Below are 19,815 nucleotides of genomic sequence, written 5' to 3'. Positions count from 1 at the left end.
GTCATTCTTAAACCTTGTTCTGAGCTTTTCAGCCTTGGGCGGTTGCGCTGGCGGGAACGCCCGAGGCGCCGCCGTTCTCAGTGACCCACTGGGCATTGGTCTTGATGCCGCCGAGGGGGAAGAAGTGGACCTGTTCGATGCCGAAGCCGGGGTTCGCGGCCTTGTGGGCGGCGAGGCCTTCCAGCACTTCGGTCGGCTCGTAGGGCAGGAGGAGCTTGGTCACGTCCATCGCGCGCTTTTGCAGCACGCGGAGCGAGGGGCCGACGCCGCAGGCGATGGCGAATTTGATCAGGGTCTGCAGCTTCGCGGGACCGGCGATACCGATATGGACCGGGAGCTTCACGCCTTCGGCAGCCAGGCGGTTGACCCAGTCGATGACCGGCTGCGCCTCGAAGCAGAACTGGGTGGCCATCGCCATCTGGGCATCGGTGCGCTCGGCGAAGGCGGATTTCCAGCGGGCGGCTTCCATCACCATGCGGTCGGACCCATCGGGGTCGATGTCCTTGTTGCCCTCCGGGTGGCCCGCGACGTGGAGCCGCTTGAACCCGGTGAAGGCGCCGGATTCGAGGAGTTGCATCGAGGTGCTGTAGTCGCCGACCTGGTTGGCGGGGTTTCCGGCAAGGATCAGGCCCTGGGCGACGCCGACATCCTTGTAGGCGGCGACCCAGTCCAGGAGCGTTGCCTTGTCCTTGATGATGCGGGCCGGGAAATGCGGCATCACGTCGAAGCCTTCGTCGCCGATGCGCTTGGCGGTGGCCACCATCTCCTCGATGGGCGTGCCCTCGATATGGGCGATGTAGACGCGGGTGCCCTTGGGCAGGATGTCGCGGAAGCTTTCCACCTTCTCGGCGGTGCGGGGCATGACCTCGATGGAGTAGCCTTTCAGGAAGGGTTCCAGCGACCCGGTGGCGGGGGCGGCTTCTTCCTTGCGGCGGAAGTTGAACAGGGCCATGACGGTCTCCTTGATGGTCATGATGGTTTCAGGCCTTGGCCCAGCCTTCGGCGTCGATGAGCCGCTTCAGCGCGGCGGTGTCGAATTCGGCTTCCAGGCGCGCGGCTTCCGCGGCGGCGATGGCGTCGGGCTCGCCCTCGACCTCGCCCAAGGGCGCTTTCCGCCATTCGGCGAGGTAGCTGTCGGTGTCGCGCGCTCCGATCTTCATCGCGCAGCGGTCGATGGCCTGTTCGAAGCGTTCGGAAAGCTGGATCTTGGCCGCGCGGCGGCCCTTGCCGACGATGACCTGCGCCGGGATGTCGCGCCAGTAGACGATGGTGAGCTCGGCCATGTTCGCGTGATTCCCCTGCCTTGGTTGATCCCGTTGATACTGGCCGACCTGCGACAGCCGGTGTCGGTTTTCGACATGGCACAGCGAGGATACGACGCGCTGTGTTGCTTGGGCGCGACAGGCGCGCGGGATTACCAGTTGATCTTCATCCCGACCTGCATCCGGTCGAGGTTCACCCGGGTTTCGCCGGTGGGCAGATAGTCGGGCAGGGCGAGGGTGCCGAGATCGACGTGGTCGTAGGAGAGCGCAAGGCTGAGGTTGCCGCCAATGCGCTGTTCGACCCCGACCCCGAAGGTCCAGCCGGTCATCGCGGTATGTTCGAAGACCTGTTGCCCGCCGAAATAGGTCGCGGTGACATTGCCGCGCGCCAGCCCGCCGGTGGCGAAGAGATGCGTCGATCCGGCGGCGAGGCCGAGTCTGCCGGTCAGGGTGAGAAGGTCGGAGGCCTCGGTCGCGCAGTCGACGCAGTTGATGAAGGCGGCATCGCCGGGGCTGGCGACATATTCGCCGTTGCCATAGGCAAGTTGCGCGCCATAGGTCAGGCGGTCCCGCTGCCAGTCGCGGCCGAGGCTGAGCACCATGGCCGAGCCGGACCAGGGACCGGGTTCAAGCTCCAGCCCGTCGGAGGCCTGGCGCCAGCTGTTGCCGCCGCGCGGCGTGGCGAGGGCGAAGCCGAAGGAAAGGCCGCCCCAATCGGTCACGGTCGCTGCGGTGGTTTCGTCTGCGACAGAACCGCCGGCAAGAGCGGATTGGGCGAGGATAAGGGTCGCGAGCCCCGCAGCGAGGGTGCTTGATGCGTATGACATGGCTGCCTCATGTTTTTTTGATCAGCCTGCGCCCAAGGGGGCGATCGGTCAACGAAATCGGCGGTTGCGGCGGCCAGACCATGAGGGCGCAGGCAGAAAAGCCACAAATCGCGCGTTTTGGCCACGCTTGTCAGGGGGGCAAAAGCCGACTACCCTGATCCCAACCATATATGGAGGGCGGTTATGACGCCCGAGCGTCCCCGTAGGGCGGACGCGACAGACGCGCTGGTCGAGACGCCTTCCGGTGTTTTCCGCGGGCCTGAATCGTCAGCCCTATCCGGCCCGGGGCCGGTTCCGCTGTATGCGGCGCTGGACCTGGGAACGAACAGTTGCCGGATGCTGATTGCCCAGCCCCTGGGCAGTCAGTTTTCCATCGTCGACAGCTTCTCGAAATCGGTGCAGCTGGGGGCCGGGCTGGAAGCTTCGGGCAGGCTCAGCCGGTCGTCGATGGGCCGCACCATCCAGGCGCTGCGCATCTGCGAGAAGAAGCTGGAAAAGCACGGCGTCCGCCGGATGCGGCTGGTGGCGACCGAGGCTTGCCGCCGGGCGCGGAATGCGAAGGACTTCATCCGGCAGGTGCGGCGCGAGACCGGGCTGAGCCTGGAGATCATCGCGCCGGAGGAAGAGGCGCGGCTGGCGGTGATTTCCTGCGCGCCCCTAGTCAATGTCTCGACCGAGCAGTTGTTGATCGTGGATATCGGCGGGGGCTCGACCGAGCTGGTGTGGATCGACCTGAGCGCCGTGACGCCTGCCGACCGGCCCAAGGCGATCATGCGGCTGCACATGGGGTTCGACGCCCAAGGCGAAGGGGCGGTCGCGCGGGTGGTGGACTGGATCAGCGTACCCCTGGGGGTAGCGACGCTGAAGGACCAGTTTATCGACGTGGATGACGACGCCGCGCGCTTCGCGCTGATGAGCTGGTTCTTCGAGGAGAACCTGGCGAGCTTCAGCCCCTACAATGCCGAGAATCCCCGGGCCGGGTTCCAGATCATCGGCACCTCCGGGACGGTGACGACGGTGGCGGCCAGCTTCCTGAACCTGAAACGCTATGACCGGACCAAGGTGGACGGGTTGCAGATGACCAGCGACCAGATCGACCTGGTGATCCGGGAATATCTGGCGCTGGGGCCTGAGGGGCGGCGGACCGACCCCCGGATCGGGCGCGACCGCCATGCGCTGATCATGTCCGGTGCGGCGATCCTGCAGGCGCTGATGCGGATCTGGCCCACGGACCGCTTGTCGGTGGCCGACCGGGGGCTTAGGGAGGGGCTTCTCTACGCGCAGATGAGCGCGGATGGTGTGCTGGCGGACGGGCCCTATACATGACGGAAAAGCCGAATTCGGGGCGCGGGCAGCGCGAGCTGCGGGTGCGGGTGAAAACCGCGAAGGGGCGGAAGCTGTCCTCCACGCTGTGGCTGGAGCGGCAGCTGAACGACCCTTACGTCCAGCGCGCCAGGCGCGAGGGCTATCGCGGGCGGGCGGCCTACAAGATCCTGGAGCTGGACGACAAATACGGTTTCCTGAAGCCCGGGGCGCGGGTGGTGGACCTTGGCTGTGCGCCGGGCGGCTGGTGCCAGGTGGCAGTGGTACGGGTGAATGCGCTGTCGCAGAACCCGAAAAAGCCGCAGGGCAGGGTGCTGGGGGTCGACTTGCAGGAGGTGGAGCCGATTGCCGGGGCCGAACTGCACCAGCTGGATTTCCTGGCGGATGATGCCGACGAGACCGTCAAGAGCTGGCTGGGCGGACGGGCCGATGTGGTGATGTCGGACATGGCGGCGGCATCGTCGGGACACAAGGCGACCGATCACTTGCGGATCGTGGCGCTGGTCGAGGCGGCGCTGGCCTTTGCCTTCGATGTGCTGGAGGACGGCGGCACCTTCGTCGCCAAGGTGCTGGCGGGGGGGGCCGAGAACGAGATGCAGGCGATGCTGAAGCGCAACTTCCGCAAGGTGGCGAACGTGAAGCCCCCGGCCAGCCGTGCCGACAGTTCAGAGAAGTTCGTGGTGGCGATGGGCTATCGCGGGCGCGAGATTGCGGATGCGGCACCAGAGCCGGGCCCCGAGGCCGGTCCTCTGGGGTGATTGCCATCCCGGAAGGGGCAAGCGGGGCCGCAGTTCCCTAAAATCCAAATGAAAAAGGCGCCCGGAGGCGCCTGCTTTCGTCGGGGGAGGGGAGGTCAGCCGCCCCAGCTGCGGACCGGGCCGCAATCCATATGCACGAAGTTCGAGCGGGAATACTTGCCGACACCGCCCGCCGAACAGGCCGTGGCCGCCTTGGCCATCTGCCCGACCGAGCGCGACTGCAGGCGCAGGTCGGCCGCCTGGCCCTTCATGTGCAGCGAGTTCTTGGCGACACCCTTGGAATGCGACCGCAGCATGGCGTTGGTCTTGGCCGAGCGGTAGCCCGAGAGCAGCATATAGGGTTCGTTCACGTCCATCAGCCGATGCGCGGCGGCCATGATGTCGAAATTGCGCGGGTCCATCTTCACGACATCGTCGGTGCGCCAGTCGCGCATGAAGTTGTTGATTTCCTTGATGACTTCCGGGATATACTCGCCTTCGATCCAGTAGATCGTGTCGATGCTTTCGCCGGTTCGGCCGGAATACATGCGGATTCTGCGGATGTCGCCTGCGCCCTTGAGAAGCCCGAACGCGTTGGTGTAGGTCGGTGCCGCAACCAATGCCGTTGCCGCGAACACACCAAGAAGTCCGCGCCGCGAGACGCTGTTAAGCTGAAGGTCCGTCATTCTAACGTCTGTCCCCGTGCTGTCTTCGACTGCCGTTACCGCAGCGTTTTGTGCAACTTCTTCCCCAAGTGCAGCATCCTTATTGCACAAGTCGAATCGAAGCCCAAGCGCCGATTGTTCTCCTCGGGAGGACCACAACCTGAATCGGCAAATTTTTGCTGAACGCCGATGAAATGCCGACAGTGTTGTGCGTCTGCATCGGTTTCGCGAACGACTGTTGCCATCAGGGACACAGTTCACCGATGGAATCCGCAGATTCAGCTTTGTGAATGGACAGGGTTTGCAGAGATGCGAAAACATGGCACGAGAGCTTCAAGCTATTGAGATAGAGGGCCGAAATGTTTTTTCCCGTTCTGCGCAAGCTGCCCTGCCGCCCGGCGCTTGTGTCGATGTCGCTTGCCCTCGCGCAAGGCCTGACCCCAGCCGCCCATGCCGATGGCACGTCCTTCACCCAGTCGCTTGCCGCCAGCGCCTCGTCCGACGCGGCGATCGCCGAGTGGTACCGCACCACGGGTTACGCCACGCTCTGGACCGGGGCCGCCGATGCGGCGCGGCGCGAGGCGCTGTTGTCGGCGCTGGCGACGGCGCAGGACCATGGGCTGCCGGTGGCGCGCTATGACGTGGCCAAACTGACGGCGATGCTGCGCGCCGCGGAAACCGAGGGCGACCGGGGCCGGGCGGAAGTGGAGATGACGCGGGCCTATCTTGCCTGGGCGCATGACCTGACCTCGGGCGCGCTGACGCCGAAGCAGGTGGATGCGGGAATCGTGCGCGAGATCAACGTGATCGACCCGCAGGTGCTGCTGTCGCGGATCGCCAGGGGCGACCCGGAGGCGGTGCTGGCCTGGCTGGAGCCGCGGTCGGTGCAGTATCTGCAGCTGATGAAGGCGAAGCTGGGGCTGGAAGCGCAGATCGCCGCGGGCGGCTGGGGCGAAACCGTGGCCGGGGGACCGGTGCTGCCAGGGGATACCGGGCCTGCGGTGATTGCGCTTCGCGACCGGCTGGTCAGGATGGGATATCTGGCGCCGACCGCGGTCGCCTCCTACGACCGGACCCTGCAGGCGGCGGTGACCGCGTTCCAGCTGAGCCACGGGCTTACCCCCGACGGCGCGGTGGGCGAGGGCACGCTGGCCGAGATCAACATCGGCCCGGAAGCGCGGCTGAAATCGGTGATCGTGGCGATGGAGCGGGAACGCTGGATGCACATCGACCGCGAGGTCAAGCACGTCTGGGTGAACCTGCCGGATTTCCGCGCGAAGATCATCGACGGCGGCAAGACCATCTTCGAGACGCGGGTGGTGATCGGGAAGAACGTGCCCGACCAGCGCAGCCCCGAGTTTTCCGACGAGATGGAGCATATGGTGATCAACCCCTCCTGGGGGGTGCCGCGGTCGATCATCGTGAAGGAATACCTGCCGCTTCTGCAGCAGAACCCGAATGCGGTGGGCCATCTGCAGGTGGTGGACGGACGGGGCCGGGTGGTGTCGCGCGGATCGGTCAACTTCGCCGCCTATAATGCGCGGAACTTCCCTTACGCCCTGCGCCAGCCGCCCTCGGACGGGAATGCGCTGGGGAAGGTGAAGTTCATGTTCCCGAACCAGTACAACATTTATCTGCATGATACGCCGTCGAAATCGCTGTTCGACAAGGAAGTGCGGGCCTACAGCCACGGTTGCATCCGGGTGGCCGATCCCTTTGCGCTGGCGCATGAGCTTCTGTCCTGGCAGACCGACGATGCCGAGGCCGAGTTCGAGGCCGCGCTGAAGACCGGCAAGGAGACGATGGTGAAGCTGAAAGAGCATCTGCCGGTGCATCTGGTCTACTTCACGGCCTATCCCGACGCGAAGGGCCGCATCGGCTATCGCCGTGACGTCTATGGGCGGGATGCGGCGCTCTGGTCGGCATTGCAGGCCGCCGGGGTGGAACTGGCGGGCGTTCAGGGCTAAATCTGGGGCGAAAGCTGCCGGGGGAGCCATGGGCCACAGGATCGGGGATATTGCGAAGGCCTTGGGGGCCGAGGCCGAGGGCGATCTGGACCTGGTGGTGACGGGCGCCTCCGAGCCACAGGCGGCGGGGCCGGATCAGCTGGCCCTGGCGATGGACCCGCGTTACGCGGACGGGATCGGCAAGGGCCAATCCCGGGCGGCGGTGGTCTGGCCGGGGGCGGACTGGCGGGCGATGGGCCTCAAGGCCGCGATCTTCGCGCCGCGCGGGCGGCTGGCGATGGCGGGGCTGACGCGGCTGATGGATCCGGGCCCCTCGATCGCGCCCGGGGTGCATCCGATGGCGGTGGTGGATCCGACCGCCGAGATCGGCGCAGGGGCGGCCATCGGGCCTTTCGTGGTGATTGGCGCAGGCGTGGCGATCGGGCCGGGGGCGCGGATCGCAAGCCATGTCTCGATCGCCGAAGGCGCGCGGATCGGGGCCGGGGCGCTGATCCTGCAGGGCGCGCGGATCGGGGCGCGTGTCACCATAGGCAACCGTTTCATCTGCCAGCCGGGCGCGGTGATCGGGGCGGACGGTTTTTCCTTCGTGACGCCGGAGAAGTCCGGGATCGAGGAAATCCGCGAAACCTTGGGCTCCCGCGCGGAAATCCGGGACCAGAGCTGGACACGGATACATTCGCTAGGCGCCGTAACCATCGGCGATGACGTGGAAATCGGCGCCAATGTCTGCGTCGACCGGGGGACGATCCGCGATACGGTGATCGGGTCGGGGACCAAGCTGGATAACCTTGTCCACATCGGTCACAACGTGCAAGTGGGCCGCGATTGCCTGCTGTGCGGGCAGGTCGGTGTCGCGGGCTCGGTCCGGATCGGCGACCGGGTGGTGCTGGCGGGGCAATGCGGGGTCAACGACAACATCTTCATCGGTGATGACGTGATCGCCGGGGGCGCGACGAAGATCTTCACCAATGTGCCTGCGGGCCGGGTGCTGCTGGGATATCCGGCGGTGAAGATGGAGGCCCATGTCGAGATGCAGAAGGCGCTGCGCCGGTTGCCGCGGCTGGCGGCACGGGTGGCGGCGCTGGAGAAGGGCGAGGCCGGAGGCGAATAGGGTGGAGCGGGCGGAGATCGAGGCGGCGGTGATCGCGATCCTGGCGAAGCAGTTGTTGCTGTCTCCGGCCGAGATCGCGCCGGATGCGCGGATCGATGATCTGGGGCTGGATTCCCTCGGCAAGGTCGAGGCGATCTTCGCCATCGAGGAGCGTTTCGGCATCCACGTTCCGTTCAACGCCAACGCGCCCGACCAGCCGGAGTTCGACTTCGCGACCGTGGGTGGCGTGGTCCGCGATATCGAGGCGCTGATCGCCAGGGGCGCATGAGGCGGGTCGTTATCACCGGCATCGGGACGGTGAATGCGCTGGCGCAGGATGTGCCCGGCACGTTCCAGGCGTTGCGCGAGGGACGGTGTGGCATCGGGCCGCTGGGGTTCCGCGATGCCGAGAGGCTGACGATCCGGATCGGGGCAGAACTGCGGGATTGGCGGCCGGAGGAGCGGTTTCCGGCGAAGGACCTGCCGCTGTACGACAGGGTCACGCAATATGCGCTGGTGGCGGGTGCCGAGGCGGTGGCGATGGCCGGATTGCCCGAAGGGCTGGGTCCGTGCGGCGGCGTGATCCTGGGCACGGCGGCGGGGGGCATCCAGACCTGGGAGGACAGCTACCGCGCGGTTTTTGCCGAGGGCAAGAACCGCGTCTCGCCGCTGGTGGTGCCGCGGTTGATGCCGAACGCCCCGGCCTCGCATCTGTCGATCCGGCATGGGTTGACCGGGCCGGTGCTGGCGGTGTCCTCGGCCTGCGCCAGTGCCAACCATGCGATGGGGCTGGCCCTGCAGCAGATCCGGGCGGGAGCGGCGGATGTGATGCTGACCGGCGGCGCGGAGGCGATGCTGTGCTTCGGCGGCGTGAAGGCCTGGGAGGGGCTGCGGGTGCTGGCGCCGGATGCCTGCCGCCCCTTCAGCCTGGGCCGCAAGGGCATGGTGATCGGTGACGGCGCCGGGGTGCTGGTCTTCGAGGCGGAGGACCATGCCCGGGCGCGGGGCGCGACGGTCTTGGCCGAGGTCGCGGGGTTCGGGATGACGGCGGATGCCGGGGATATCGTCGCGCCGAACGTGGCGGGGGCAGTGCGGGCGATGGAAGCGGCTCTGCGGGATGCGGGGCTTTCGCCGCAGGAGGTGGGCTACATCAATGCGCATGGCACGGGCACGCTGGCGAACGACCGGGCGGAAAGCGCCGCGGTGCTTCAGGTCTTCGGGGCAGCGGCGCCGCCAGTATCGTCGACCAAGGCGATGCATGGCCATGCGATCGGGGCGACCGGCGCGCTGGAGGCTATCGCCTGTGTGCAGGCGCTGCGCGCGGGCCTGCTGCCACCGACGCTGGGCTTCGAGGCCGCCGATCCGGATTGCCCGCTGGATATCGTGCCGCTGAAGGCGCGCCCGGCGCGGGTGGAGGCGGTGCTGTCGAACGCCTTCGCCTTCGGCGGGCTGAACGCGGTGCTGGCCTTCCGGCGAGCCTGAACGAAACGGGCCGACCCTTGCGGATCGGCCCGAAAGATTGGTTGACCGTGCAGGGTCAGGGCGCGGGCGCAGGCTCGGCCGGAGCGGCGGCGCCATTTGCCGGGGCCGCTGCCCCCGCTGCCGCTGCGGCGGCATCGGCCTTGTCGTTCGCGGCGACCACGGCATCATAGCCTGCGGTGAAGCCCTTGAGCGACAGGGTCAGTTCCACCTTCTCGTCAGGGGCGACGAAGGGAACGATGGTGATCTTCGCATTCGCGCCGGATTTCAGCGCCTTGATCTCCTCGGCGGTGAAGCCGATGCGGGCGACGCAGCCGATGCCGGTGCAGAAGGTGAAGGGGTAGAGCTTGCCCTTGCCGGCGTCGATCTGCAGGGTCATGCCCGCCGGCAGCAGGGTTTCCAGCGGCGCGACGAAGGTGCCGCCGGCAACGGCGGGGCCTTCAGAGCCTTTCGGCAGGTTGAACATGGTGAACTCGGCCACCGAATTGCCGGTCTTGTCCTTCAGAAGAAGGTAGAGCTGGCAGGGATCGGCGCCGCCTTCGGTGTGGACGCATTTCTGCTCCCAGGCCTCGAAGGTGGCGGCGGTGTAGCTGCTGCCCGGACCGTCGGCGGCACCGCCCACTTCCTGGCCCGTCGGATATTCGGTGCCGGTTCCCGCAGTGGCTGCCGGGGCTGCATCTCCCGTCGCCGGGGCTTCCTCGGTGGTCTGGGCCATCAGGGGCGCGGCGGCAAGCGCGAGGATCAGGGCAAGCGCGGTGCTCGTGGTCTTTGCCATTTTCGACATGTCCTTTGGTCGGTCGATTGCGTGGCGGGTCTCTAGCATGGGGTTCGCCCCGAGTCAGGTGAGAAAAACGTGTCTGGCAGGGTTCTGCTTGGACCTGGCGGGCAAATGAAAAAGGGCCGGGAAGACCGGCCCTTTCTGCATCTTGTTTTTGCTCCCTGTCGGACTGGCCGACTTCATGGGTTGGGACGCTACGGTGGAAAATACGGCCCGTCAACGGGTTCTTTTGCGGAACAAAGCAGAAAAAACCGCGCCTTTTCAAGGGCGCGGCCAGTTGACAGGGAGGAAGTCACCGCCAGCCCCGACGGAAGCGCCGGGTCTGGCCTCTTGAGTCTGGCACAACGAAGTTAACAATGTATGGTTGGAGCGAAGGGTAGCGGGGACGGGTCGCGAGAACGGCTCAACCCAGGGTTGTGAGGGGCGAAGGTGACGGAACAGGCGACGGCGGCAGACAGCATTTTCGTGGGCGGCGGCGGCGAGGATTACAGCGTGCCGCAGCGGCTTCTCCTGAAATACGGCAACCGGCACGGGCTGATCGCGGGGGCGACCGGGACGGGCAAGACGGTGACGCTCCAGATACTGGCCGAGGGCTTCTCGGCCTCGGGCGTGCCGGTGTTCATGGCGGATGTTAAGGGCGACCTGGCCGGGATCGCAGCAGCGGGCTCGGCCGAGGGCAAGCTGCACGAAGCCTTCGCCAAGCGGTCGGCGCAGATCGGCTTCGACCTGCAATACCGCGCCTTCCCGGTGATCTTCTGGGACCTGTTCGGCGAGAAGGGACACCCGGTGCGGGCGACGGTGGCCGAGATGGGCCCCTTGCTGCTGTCGCGCCTTCTGCAACTGTCCGAGCCGCAGGAGGGCGTCCTGAACGTGGCCTTCCGCCTGTCCGACGAGGAGGCGCTGCCGCTTCTGGACCTGAAGGACCTGCAGGCGCTGCTGAATTTCGTGGCCGAGAATGCCGAGACGATCTCGGGCCGCTATGGGCTGGTGTCGAAGGACTCCGTTGGCGCGATCCAGCGGCGGCTTCTGGTGCTGGAGAACGAGGGCGGGGGAAACCTGTTCGGCGAGCCGGCGCTGGACCTTGCCGACCTGATGACGGTGGATGCCTCTGGCGCGGGACGGATCAGCATTCTGGCGGCGGACCGGCTGATGAACTCGCCCCGGCTTTATGCGACCTTCCTGTTGTGGCTTCTGTCCGAACTGTTCGAGATTCTGCCCGAGGTGGGCGATCCGGACAAGCCGAAGCTGGTCTTCTTCTTCGACGAGGCGCACCTTCTGTTCACCGATGCGCCCAAGGCATTGATCTCGAAGGTGGAACAGGTGGCGCGGCTGATCCGGTCGAAAGGGGTGGGGGTCTATTTCATCACCCAGAACCCGGCGGACGTGCCGGACACGATCCTGGGCCAGCTGGGCAACCGGGTGCAGCACGGGCTTCGGGCCTTCACGGCGAAGGACCAGAAGGATCTGGCCAAGGCGGCCGAGACCTATCGCCCGAACCCGCGCTTCAAGATCGACGAGGCGATCCGCGATGTGGGGACAGGCGAGGCGGTGACATCGCTTCTGGAGGCGAAGGGCGTGCCGGGAGTGGCGGAGCGGACGCTGGTCCGGCCACCGTCCAGCCAGCTCGGGCCGCTGGACGCAACGGCGCGGGCGGCGGTGATGGCGGGCTCGCCGGTCCGGGGCAAGTACGATCAGGTGCTGGACCGGGAAAGCGCCTTCGAGAAGCTTCGCGCGCGGGCGGAGACCGCGGCACGGGACGCGGCGGAGCTGGAGCAGCGTCAGGCCGAGGAGAAGCGCGAGTTCGAACGCGCGCGGCGTTATGACGCCGATGGCTACCGCGAGGCCAAACCGAAACGGTCCTCGGGCGGCAGCCGGTCGGATTCCATCGGGACAGCCTTCGCCAAAAGCTTCGCGCGCCAGCTGGGGACGAAATCCGGGCAGGCGATCATCCGGGGCGTTCTGGGGTCGATCTTCGGGAAAAGATGAGCCTGCGGCGTTGAGACCGGCTGTGCAATCGTTATAACTGCCTCAATCACCCGAGGGAGACAGCGATGAAACGGTCACGCATCAACGATATCATGCGCGCGGCGGACGACTTGATCCGGCACCACGGCTTCGTGCTGCCACCCTTTGCCAACTGGTCGGCAGAGGAATTCAGGGCGCGCAAGGATGTGAGTGCAATCATCGACGCGCGCTGCGGCTGGGACATCACCGACTATGGTCAGGGCCGGTTCGACGAGATGGGTCTCTTCCTCTTCACTCTGCGCAACGGGCAGCTTGCCGATCTGCAGCGAGGCGGCGGCATGTGCTATGCCGAGAAGCTGCTCATCAGCCGCCAGGACCAGCTGTCGCCGATGCACACCCATGTGATCAAGGCCGAAGACATCATCAACCGCGGCGGGGCGACGCTGGTGGTGGAGCTTTACGGGTCGGATGACGCTGGCCACTTCGCCGAGGACAAGGGCGGGATGGTGCGCTGCGACGGGATCGACACGCCTTACGGGCCGGGGACGAAGCTGAAGCTTGCGCCCGGGGAAAGCGTGACGCTGATGCCGGGTGACTGGCACGCCTTCTGGGGCGAGGGGGGCGATGTGCTGATCGGCGAGGTCTCCACCGTGAACGACGACCTGACCGACAACATCTTCCGCGAGCCCATCGGGCGTTTCGCCGAGATCGAGGAGGACGAGGCGCCCTGGCATCTTCTGGTCAGCGATTACGACCGCTGGCTGAAGTGACGGGTCCAGAATGACAGAAGGGGCGCCACCGGGCGCCCCTTCTGCTTTTCCGGAGGCCGGGTCAGTTCCCGGGCGGGCAGACGCCGTTCACCAGCGCGACCGTGCAGGCCGGGGCGGTTGCCGCCGGGGCGTTTTCTGCCGGGGCTGTCGTCGTGGCGGTGGACGTCGCCGGAGCCGTGGTCGCCGGAGCGACGGCGGGGGCCACGACGGGCGCGCCGGTGGCGATCGAGGGCGTCGGCAGCACCTTCAGCGCGGGCACGGCGCCCGCGGGCAGGGCGACCTCGGGCTGCGCTTTCGGCTTGGCGGAGGCCTTCGGCGCGATCGGCGGCGGGATATGCAGGCCCTTCGGCATCTCTCCGCTCGCGGTGAGCACGATCACCTTCTCGCCACCATGGACACGGCTGTAGAGGTCGAGCACGTCCTGGTTGATCATCCGGATGCAGCCCGACGAGGCGTTGCGCCCGATCGACTGCCATTCCGGCGTGCCGTGGATGCGGTAGCCATAGTCGCGTCCGCCCGAGGTCAGGTAGATGGCGCGGGCGCCGAGCGGATTGGTCGGGCCGCCGGGCTGGCCGACCTCATCGAACTTGGCAAGCTCGGGTTTGCGGGCGATCATTTCCTTCGGCGGAATCCACCGGGGCCAGGGTTTCTTCTCGGCGACGATGGCTTCGCCCGACCATTCGAACCCGGCCTTGCCGACAGCGATGCCGTAACGGATCGCCTTGTTCTTGCCTAGGACATAGTAAAGCAGCTTGGTCTTCGGGTTGATGATGATGGTGCCGGGCGGCTGGTCGGTCTCATAGGCGACGACCTGGCGGCGGTAGGCTTCCGGAATCTTCTCGACCGGCAGCGCGGGGATCGCGATCCCGGCGTCCATGGTCGCGAGATAGACGTTCTCGCCGGCCTTGGGCAGCGGCTCTGTCGAAGAGGCGGTGGGGCCGGCGGCCGGATCGACGCAGGCGGCCAGAAGGGCGACGGCGAGGATCGCAGGGGTAAGGCGCAGGCGACGGGAAGTCTGCAGCATAGGATCATCCACGGTTGATCGACCCGTCGGCAAAATGTCGCAGGTCCTTTGGCTGCACGCTAGACGAGTGCGCCCGGCAGGTCAAACCGGGCGGGGTTTGGAATCCGATCACGGGGCCGTGAAAATAGCTGATTTACAAAGCATAGTTGCCCGCTTGCCGCAGAGTCCGGCAGGCGGGCGGGCTTGATCAGAGCGTGGTGCGCACCGCCCAAAGCTCGGGGAACAGCTCGACGTCCAGCATACGGCGCAGGTAGGAGATGCCCGAGGTGCCCCCGGTGCCGCGCTTGATGCCGATGACGCGGGCCACCGTCGTCAGGTGGTTGAAGCGCCAGCGGCGGAAATAATCCTCGAAATCCACCAGCTTCTCGGCCAGTTCATAGGCCTGCCAATGCGCGGCCGGGTCCCGGTAGATGACCTCCCACATCGCCTGCACGCCGTCGTGCGGGGTCCAGGCCTGCCGCAGGTCGCGGGTCAGAACGTCCTGCGGAACGGGCAGCCCCTGGCGGGCGAGGTGACGGAGCGCCTCGTCATAAAGCGAGGGGCGCGCAAGTTCGGCTTCCAGCTTCGCCATCAGGTCGGGGCGGTGGGCATGGGGCTTCAGCATGGCGAGGTTGCGGTTGCCGACGGCATATTCGATCAGCCGGTATTGCCATGACTGGAAGCCCGAGGACTGGCCGAGCGCTTCGCGGAAGGTGGTGTAGTCCGAGGGCGTCATGGTGCGCAGCACGTCCCAGGCGTTGTTCAGCTGCTCGAAGATGCGGGCGACGCGGGCCAGCATCTTGAACGCCTCCTGCGCGCGGTCGGCGGCGATCATCCGGCGCGCGGCGTCGATCTCGTGCAGCGCAAGGCGCATCCAGAGTTCCGAGGTCTGGTGCTGGATGATAAAGAGCATCTCGTCATGCGCGTCGCTAAGGGGCGTCTGCGCGGACAGGATGCGGTCGATGTGCAGGTAGTCGCCATAGGACATGCGGCCGTCAAAGGCCATCTGGGCGCCATCCTCGGCGGGGTTGTAGGGGGTAGTGGTCATCGTCTCTCTCCGGTTTGAAAATGGGTTTCAGCAGGGGAGAGATGTCTTTCGGTTGAGAATGGAGAGATTGCCCATCCGCCGCCAGAGGGCGACCCAGCCAGAGGGGCGGCAGAGGGGAGGGAGGGTCAGTTGCCGCATGGCAGGCCCAGGGCGCGGCAGATTTCCGGCGCGAGGCGGCGGTCAGGATCTTCCGGCATCGCCACGCCCATGCCCCCGGCCCAGCTGAGGACGGCCCAGCCGATCCCGGCCTTTTCCGAGGCTGCGCGCTTGTCGGACAGGAAGGCGCGATACCACTCCAGGGGCTGCGTCACCTCATCCGGCGTGTGCAGCGCGCCGAATTCGCCAAGAAGCAGTCGGCTGCGCGGGATGCCATGGTCATCGGCCCAGGCCGCGGCAACCGCGATTTCGGCCCCCACATCGCTGTCGGGCGTGGCGAGATAATCCTCGACCGCCCTGGTGATGGCCTCGCTGTCCGCGCTGCCTTCGGCGGCGGCCATCCGGGCCTTGGACTCGGCGATGATCCTGTCCGCCTGGTCGCGCGTCAAGAGCGAGGGCGGATAGGGCAGGTCGCGCAGGTATTTTTCCGGCACTCCAGCCCAAGATGCCGCCTGATGGGTGTAGTTGTAGGGGGTATAGCTGTGGAAGGTCCAGATCACGTTATCGTCGGGGATGAGCTTCGGGTCGAGCGCGGCAAGTGCGTTGGCCTGGCCCCAGCAGGCGCCGGTCAGGACGATGGCGATGTCGGGTGCGCCCTTGCGGGCGGCGGCGTGAAGTTGCGCCTGCATCGCGGGCCATTTCGGCGCGGCACCCCCATAGACGCCGTCGCAGTCGAAGGCGGGCTCGTTCAGCAGTTCAAAAGCGGTGCGGTCGGGGGGAAGGCCGTCCAGCTTTTCCGCGATGCGCTGGACCAGCGTGACGTAGTCCGGCCAGAGGGGCCCGATGATGCTGTCCATGCCCCCGACTTCGTCACCCCGGCTGAGGGGGTGGAGGTCGATGATCACCTTCAACCCGGCCTCTTGCGCCATTTCCGCGACGATGCGCATGCCGTCGATCATCCGGTCCTGGTCGGGGCCAGGGCCGTAGGCCAAAGCGGGGCCGGGATCAATCGGCATGCGGATGAAATCGAAGCCTTCCTCGGCGAGCGCCTGATACATCGCGGGGGTGACCTTGCGCCGCCAGTCGGGGAAGATCGCCAGGGCCTCGGGATCGGCCATCAGCTCGGCGATGCTGCCCCAGTTGTCGACAAGATCGCCGTTGACCCCGCGCAGGAACTGCGGCGTGGCCGCAGGGCCCGTGTCGCGGGGACGGGAGATCAGGACCCAAGCCGCGATGGCCAGCGCGAGAAGAAGGAGAAGGCCAAGGCGGATCGGTCGGGCCATGCGGGCGTCCTTGGCTGCGTCAGGTCACGCGGGCGCGGGCCTTGAACTCGGGCTTGTCCCAGGTGCCGTAATCCATGATCTTCGCCAGCACCGAGACCGCGCGGGCAACATCGTCCTCGTCGATATAAAGCGGCGTGAAGCCGAAGCGCAGGATGTCGGGGGCACGGAAGTCGCCGATCACCCCCTCGGCGATCAGGGCCTGCATGATGGCATAGCCTTCCGGGTGGCGGAAGCTGACCTGACTGCCGCGCATCAGATGCGAGCGGGGGGTGGCGAGCTGCAGCATCGGCGCGCGGGTCTCGATCCCCTTGATGAACTGGTCCTGCAGGCGCAGCGACTGGGCATGGACCTCGCGCAGGTCGACGCCGTCCCAGACATCCAGCGCGGCTTCCAGCGCGGCCATCTGCAGGATCGGCGGCGTGCCGACGCGCATCCGCTCGATCCCCTGGCCGGGGCGGTAGTTCAGGTCGAAGGCGAAGGGCGCCTCGTGGCCCAGCCAGCCGGAAAGGGCAGGGCGGGCGGTGTCGGCGTGTTTCGGCGCGACATAGATGAAGGCCGGGCCGCCGGGGCCGGAGTTCAGGTATTTGTAGCTGCAGCCCACCGCGAAATCGGCCTTGGCCCTGGTCACATCCACCGGCACCGCGCCTGCGCTGTGGGCCAGATCCCAGACGGTCAGCGCCCCCATCTCATGCGCGCGCCGGGTGATGTCACCCATGTCATGACGGCGGCCGGTGCGGTAGTCGACCTCGGTGATCATCGTCACGGCGACAGTCTCGTCGATGGCCGTCATCACCTCTTCCGGGGCGACGGTCTTCAGCCGGTACTGGCCGCCCAAAGTGCGGCACAGACCCTCGGCCATGTAGAGGTCCGACGGGAAGTTGCCGGTGTCGGACAGGATCACCCGGCGCTTCGGGTTCATCTCCAGCGCCGAGGCCAGCGCCTGGTAGACCTTGATCGACAGGGTGTCACCCAGAACGACGGTGCCCGCCGGCGCCCCGATCAGCTTGCCGATCCGGTCGCCCAGCACGGCGGGCTGCGCCATCCAGCCGGCCTTGTTCCAGCCGCGGATCAGCATCTCGGCCCATTCGTCGCGCATCGCCTTCTCCATCCGCGCGGGGGCGGATTTCACCATCGGACCCAGAGAGTTGCCGTCAAGGTAGATCACCCCCTCGGGCAGGTGGAAGCGGGCCTTGGTTGCGGCGAAGTCGATGGGCATGGGCGCGTCCTTCGGAGTTTCCCGTTTTATGCGCGGGCGGGCGATAAATTTCAAGCTTAAAATTGTTGGCATGACACGGATGAAGCCTTCGGGCGCCTCCGGCGGGGGAGTATTTGCCGCCAGGAGGAAGCTGCGGGTCGCTTTCAGGGGGCGGAGGCTTGCGCCTTGGTGACGCTGCGTCTAGAGGGGCCGGAAAGGAGGCCCGCCTTGCGTCCCTTCCTGCGTGCGATCGACATCCCGCCCGGCTGGCTGGCGCTGCATATCGGCGCGGCCTGGGTGTTGTCGCTGGTCTCGCCGCCGGTGTTTGGCGGTCTGGGGCGCGTGCTGGGTCCGGTTCTGGTGGTCATCGGCGCGCTTTTGCTGGGCGCGGCGGTGGCAGAGATGGCCCGGGCGCGGACGACCGTCATCCCGCGTCGCGACCCTTCGGCCCTGATGACATCCGGGCTCTTCAGCCTGTCCCGCAATCCGATCTATCTGGCCGATGCCGTGATCCTGACCGGGGCGATCCTCTGGCTTGACGCGGTGCTTGCGTTGCCGCTGGTTTTCAGTTTCGTCTGGCTGATCCAGACCCGCTTCATCCGCGACGAGGAGACCCGCCTGACCGAGGCTTTCGGACCGGAGTTCGACCTCTGGGCCGCGCGCACGCGGCGCTGGCTGGGGCGGAAATGACGCGGTGGCGGGCGGAAAAAGTAGAGTTTGAAATAATGTTGCGCAATGCTATGTGCGTCGGGTCGGTTTGTGACCGCACAGGCAAGATCGGGGGACCAGGGTGAAGATAGGCGCTTTGACAGAGGTTTTTCCCGGTGAGAACCGGGTGGCGATGACGCCGGATTCTGCCACGCAGCTGGCGAAGCTGGGGCATTCCTCCTGCATCCAGGCAGGGGCGGGGGCGAAGGCCGGATTCTCGGACGCGGCCTATGCGGCGGCGGGGGTCGAGGTGCTGCCGGATGCGGCGGCGGTGATCGCGGCGGCGGATGTGATCGTCAAGGTGCGGGGGCCGGATGCGGCGGAGCTTGCGAAACTGTCGGACGGGCAGACGCTGATCTCGTTCTTCTGGCCCGCACAGAACCCCGAACTTCTGGAAGCGGCGGCGAAGAAGAACCTGACCATCGTCGCGATGGACATGGTGCCGCGGATTTCCCGCGCGCAGAAGATGGATGCGCTGTCCTCGATGGCGAACATCGCGGGCTACCGCGCGGTGATCGAGGCGGGGTCGAATTTCGGCCGCTTCTTCACCGGTCAGGTGACGGCGGCGGGCAAGGTTCCGCCCGCGAAAGTACTGGTGGTGGGCGCAGGCGTTGCGGGGCTGGCAGCGGTTGGCACGGCGACGTCACTGGGGGCCATCGTTCATGCCTTCGACGTGCGCCCCGAGGTGGCGGAACAGATTGAATCGATGGGGGCGAATTTCGTCTTCCTCGACTTCGCCGAGGCGCAGACCGACGGCGCGGCGACCGGGGGCTATGCGGCCCCGTCGAGCCCCGAGTTCCGCGAGGCGCAGCTGAAGAAGTTCCGCGAGCTGGCGCCGCAGATGGACATCGTCATCACCACCGCGCTGATCCCCGGTCGGCCCGCGCCGAAGCTCTGGACCGAGGACATGGTCCGGATGATGAAGCCGGGGTCGGTCATCGTCGATCTTGCGGCCGAACGCGGCGGGAACTGCGACCTGACGGTGCCGGACCAGAAGATCGTGACCGACAACGGCGTCACCATCGTCGGCTATACCGACTTCCCCAGCCGGATGGCGGCGCAGGCCTCGACGCTGTATTCCACCAACATCCGCCACATGCTGACCGACCTTACGCCGAAGAAGGACGGGGTCATCGCGCATAACATGGAGGATGACGTGATCCGGGGCGCCACGGCGGCGCATATGGGGGCGGTGACCTACCCGCCGCCGCCGCCGAAGGTGGCCGCGATTGCGGTGCAGAAGCCGAAGGAAAAGGCGCGCGAACTGACGCCCGAGGAACGCCGGGCGAATGAAGTGGCGGCCTTCAAGGCGCAGACCCGCAGCCAGGTTGGTCTTCTGGCCATCGGTGGCGGGCTGATGCTGCTGGCGGGGCTTTATGCACCCGCGGCCTTCATGAGCCACTTCATCGTCTTCGTGCTGGCGGTCTTCGTGGGCTTCCAGGTGATCTGGAACGTCTCGCATTCCCTGCACACGCCGCTGATGGCGGTGACGAATGCGATCTCGTCGATCATCATCCTGGGCGCGCTGATGCAGATCGGATCGGGGTCCTTCCTGGTGATCCTCCTCGCGGCGCTGTCGGTCTTCATGGCCGGGATCAACATCTTCGGCGGCTTCATGG

At 66.6% G+C, this 19,815-nt stretch carries 19 protein-coding genes; 10 read left to right on the top strand and 9 right to left on the bottom strand.

Annotation, left to right across the window (positions count from 1 at the left end):
- Positions 1-28 precede the first annotated feature (28 nt).
- The 3 genes from V7Q39_RS10460 to V7Q39_RS10450 form a co-directional block, all read right to left on the bottom strand.
- The gene (locus tag V7Q39_RS10460) at positions 29-952 is read right to left on the bottom strand and encodes a methylenetetrahydrofolate reductase (RefSeq protein WP_333816508.1); all 924 of its coding nucleotides are present in this window, start codon (positions 950-952) and stop codon (positions 29-31) included.
- A gap of 28 nt (positions 953-980) precedes the next feature.
- Entirely contained in the window at positions 981-1,283 is a 303-nt protein-coding gene (locus V7Q39_RS10455; protein WP_333816507.1) for a virulence factor, read from the bottom strand.
- Positions 1,284-1,414: 131 nt separating this feature from the next.
- Positions 1,415-2,089: an outer membrane protein gene (locus V7Q39_RS10450; RefSeq protein ID WP_333816506.1), complete on the bottom strand. Its 675-nt coding sequence runs from the start codon at positions 2,087-2,089 to the stop codon at positions 1,415-1,417.
- A gap of 183 nt (positions 2,090-2,272) precedes the next feature.
- Here V7Q39_RS10450 and V7Q39_RS10445 point away from each other — a divergent pair, with 183 nt between their 5' ends.
- Both V7Q39_RS10445 and V7Q39_RS10440 read left to right on the top strand, forming a co-directional pair.
- A complete protein-coding gene (locus V7Q39_RS10445) occupies positions 2,273-3,415 on the top strand; it encodes a Ppx/GppA phosphatase family protein (RefSeq protein ID WP_333816505.1) in 1,143 nt (380 codons plus the stop codon).
- Entirely contained in the window at positions 3,412-4,170 is a 759-nt protein-coding gene (locus V7Q39_RS10440; RefSeq protein WP_333816503.1) for an RlmE family RNA methyltransferase, read from the top strand. The genes V7Q39_RS10445 and V7Q39_RS10440 overlap by 4 nt, the downstream gene beginning before the upstream one ends.
- Positions 4,171-4,265: 95 nt before the next feature.
- On the opposite strand, the gene V7Q39_RS10435 is transcribed toward V7Q39_RS10440, so the two are convergent.
- The gene (locus V7Q39_RS10435) at positions 4,266-4,835 is read right to left on the bottom strand and encodes a YcbK family protein (RefSeq protein WP_333816502.1); all 570 of its coding nucleotides are present in this window, start codon (positions 4,833-4,835) and stop codon (positions 4,266-4,268) included.
- A gap of 338 nt (positions 4,836-5,173) precedes the next feature.
- On the opposite strand from V7Q39_RS10435, the gene V7Q39_RS10430 reads away from it, so the two are divergent.
- From V7Q39_RS10430 to V7Q39_RS10415, 4 genes are read left to right on the top strand one after another with little or no spacing between them, the layout of a single operon-like run.
- Positions 5,174-6,781, top strand: coding sequence for a L,D-transpeptidase family protein (locus V7Q39_RS10430; RefSeq protein WP_333816501.1), 1,608 nt, complete (start codon positions 5,174-5,176; stop codon positions 6,779-6,781).
- A gap of 28 nt (positions 6,782-6,809) precedes the next feature.
- The gene (gene lpxD / locus V7Q39_RS10425) at positions 6,810-7,892 is read left to right on the top strand and encodes a UDP-3-O-(3-hydroxymyristoyl)glucosamine N-acyltransferase (protein ID WP_333816500.1); all 1,083 of its coding nucleotides are present in this window, start codon (positions 6,810-6,812) and stop codon (positions 7,890-7,892) included.
- A 1-nt stretch (position 7,893) separates the two neighbouring features.
- Complete coding sequence (locus V7Q39_RS10420) at positions 7,894-8,160, top strand: acyl carrier protein (RefSeq protein WP_333816499.1); 267 nt, start codon at positions 7,894-7,896, stop codon at positions 8,158-8,160.
- Positions 8,157-9,353: a beta-ketoacyl-[acyl-carrier-protein] synthase family protein gene (locus tag V7Q39_RS10415; RefSeq protein ID WP_333816498.1), complete on the top strand. Its 1,197-nt coding sequence runs from the start codon at positions 8,157-8,159 to the stop codon at positions 9,351-9,353. The genes V7Q39_RS10420 and V7Q39_RS10415 overlap by 4 nt, the downstream gene beginning before the upstream one ends.
- 55 nt (positions 9,354-9,408) lie before the next feature.
- Here V7Q39_RS10415 and V7Q39_RS10410 read toward each other — a convergent pair whose 3' ends face one another.
- Positions 9,409-10,125 carry an invasion associated locus B family protein gene (locus V7Q39_RS10410; RefSeq protein ID WP_333816497.1) on the bottom strand — a complete coding sequence of 239 codons (717 nt, stop codon included), beginning with the start codon at positions 10,123-10,125 and terminating at the stop codon, positions 9,409-9,411.
- Positions 10,126-10,557: 432 nt separating this feature from the next.
- Between V7Q39_RS10410 and V7Q39_RS10405 the strand changes: the two genes are divergently transcribed.
- Complete coding sequence (locus tag V7Q39_RS10405) at positions 10,558-12,114, top strand: helicase HerA-like domain-containing protein (RefSeq protein ID WP_333816496.1); 1,557 nt, start codon at positions 10,558-10,560, stop codon at positions 12,112-12,114.
- Positions 12,115-12,179: 65 nt separating this feature from the next.
- Positions 12,180-12,863: a D-lyxose/D-mannose family sugar isomerase gene (locus V7Q39_RS10400; protein WP_333816495.1), complete on the top strand. Its 684-nt coding sequence runs from the start codon at positions 12,180-12,182 to the stop codon at positions 12,861-12,863.
- Between the two features lie 61 nt (positions 12,864-12,924).
- Here the strand turns inward: V7Q39_RS10400 and V7Q39_RS10395 are convergent, their stop codons facing one another.
- From V7Q39_RS10395 to kynU, 4 genes are all read right to left on the bottom strand, one after another.
- Entirely contained in the window at positions 12,925-13,887 is a 963-nt protein-coding gene (locus tag V7Q39_RS10395; protein WP_333816494.1) for a L,D-transpeptidase, read from the bottom strand.
- 187 nt (positions 13,888-14,074) lie between these two features.
- A complete protein-coding gene (gene kynA / locus V7Q39_RS10390; RefSeq protein ID WP_333816493.1) occupies positions 14,075-14,914 on the bottom strand; it encodes a tryptophan 2,3-dioxygenase in 840 nt (279 codons plus the stop codon).
- 125 nt (positions 14,915-15,039) lie between these two features.
- Positions 15,040-16,293 (bottom strand): glycoside hydrolase family 5 protein, encoded by a 1,254-nt coding sequence (locus tag V7Q39_RS10385; RefSeq protein WP_333816492.1) that lies wholly within the window; start codon positions 16,291-16,293, stop codon positions 15,040-15,042.
- Between the two features lie 19 nt (positions 16,294-16,312).
- The gene (gene kynU, locus V7Q39_RS10380) at positions 16,313-17,509 is read right to left on the bottom strand and encodes a kynureninase (RefSeq protein WP_333816491.1); all 1,197 of its coding nucleotides are present in this window, start codon (positions 17,507-17,509) and stop codon (positions 16,313-16,315) included.
- 207 nt (positions 17,510-17,716) lie between these two features.
- On the opposite strand from kynU, the gene V7Q39_RS10375 reads away from it, so the two are divergent.
- Entirely contained in the window at positions 17,717-18,178 is a 462-nt protein-coding gene (locus V7Q39_RS10375) for a methyltransferase family protein (protein WP_333816490.1), read from the top strand.
- A gap of 100 nt (positions 18,179-18,278) precedes the next feature.
- Positions 18,279-19,815 (top strand): Re/Si-specific NAD(P)(+) transhydrogenase subunit alpha (locus V7Q39_RS10370; RefSeq protein WP_333816489.1); only part of this gene is annotated, 1,537 nt, incomplete at its 3' end.

This window comes from Tabrizicola sp., assembly GCF_036781545.1.
Taxonomy (GTDB): domain Bacteria; phylum Pseudomonadota; class Alphaproteobacteria; order Rhodobacterales; family Rhodobacteraceae; genus Tabrizicola.
This window is presented reverse-complemented; position numbering and strand designations above follow the sequence as displayed.

What these genes read in the sequence shown, in the direction of transcription:
- V7Q39_RS10460 (WP_333816508.1), bottom strand. Translation starts at nt 952, where the DNA reads ATGGCCCTGTTCAACTTCCGCCGCAAGGAAGAAGCCGCCCCCGCCACC.
- V7Q39_RS10455 (WP_333816507.1), bottom strand. Translation starts at nt 1,283, where the DNA reads ATGGCCGAGCTCACCATCGTCTACTGGCGCGACATCCCGGCGCAGGTC.
- V7Q39_RS10450 (WP_333816506.1), bottom strand. Translation starts at nt 2,089, where the DNA reads ATGTCATACGCATCAAGCACCCTCGCTGCGGGGCTCGCGACCCTTATC.
- V7Q39_RS10445 (WP_333816505.1), top strand. Translation starts at nt 2,273, where the DNA reads ATGACGCCCGAGCGTCCCCGTAGGGCGGACGCGACAGACGCGCTGGTC.
- V7Q39_RS10440 (WP_333816503.1), top strand. Translation starts at nt 3,412, where the DNA reads ATGACGGAAAAGCCGAATTCGGGGCGCGGGCAGCGCGAGCTGCGGGTG.
- V7Q39_RS10435 (WP_333816502.1), bottom strand. Translation starts at nt 4,835, where the DNA reads ATGACGGACCTTCAGCTTAACAGCGTCTCGCGGCGCGGACTTCTTGGT.
- V7Q39_RS10430 (WP_333816501.1), top strand. Translation starts at nt 5,174, where the DNA reads ATGTTTTTTCCCGTTCTGCGCAAGCTGCCCTGCCGCCCGGCGCTTGTG.
- lpxD (WP_333816500.1), top strand. Translation starts at nt 6,810, where the DNA reads ATGGGCCACAGGATCGGGGATATTGCGAAGGCCTTGGGGGCCGAGGCC.
- V7Q39_RS10415 (WP_333816498.1), top strand. Translation starts at nt 8,157, where the DNA reads ATGAGGCGGGTCGTTATCACCGGCATCGGGACGGTGAATGCGCTGGCG.
- V7Q39_RS10410 (WP_333816497.1), bottom strand. Translation starts at nt 10,125, where the DNA reads ATGGCAAAGACCACGAGCACCGCGCTTGCCCTGATCCTCGCGCTTGCC.
- V7Q39_RS10400 (WP_333816495.1), top strand. Translation starts at nt 12,180, where the DNA reads ATGAAACGGTCACGCATCAACGATATCATGCGCGCGGCGGACGACTTG.
- V7Q39_RS10395 (WP_333816494.1), bottom strand. Translation starts at nt 13,887, where the DNA reads ATGCTGCAGACTTCCCGTCGCCTGCGCCTTACCCCTGCGATCCTCGCC.
- kynA (WP_333816493.1), bottom strand. Translation starts at nt 14,914, where the DNA reads ATGACCACTACCCCCTACAACCCCGCCGAGGATGGCGCCCAGATGGCC.
- V7Q39_RS10385 (WP_333816492.1), bottom strand. Translation starts at nt 16,293, where the DNA reads ATGGCCCGACCGATCCGCCTTGGCCTTCTCCTTCTTCTCGCGCTGGCC.
- kynU (WP_333816491.1), bottom strand. Translation starts at nt 17,509, where the DNA reads ATGCCCATCGACTTCGCCGCAACCAAGGCCCGCTTCCACCTGCCCGAG.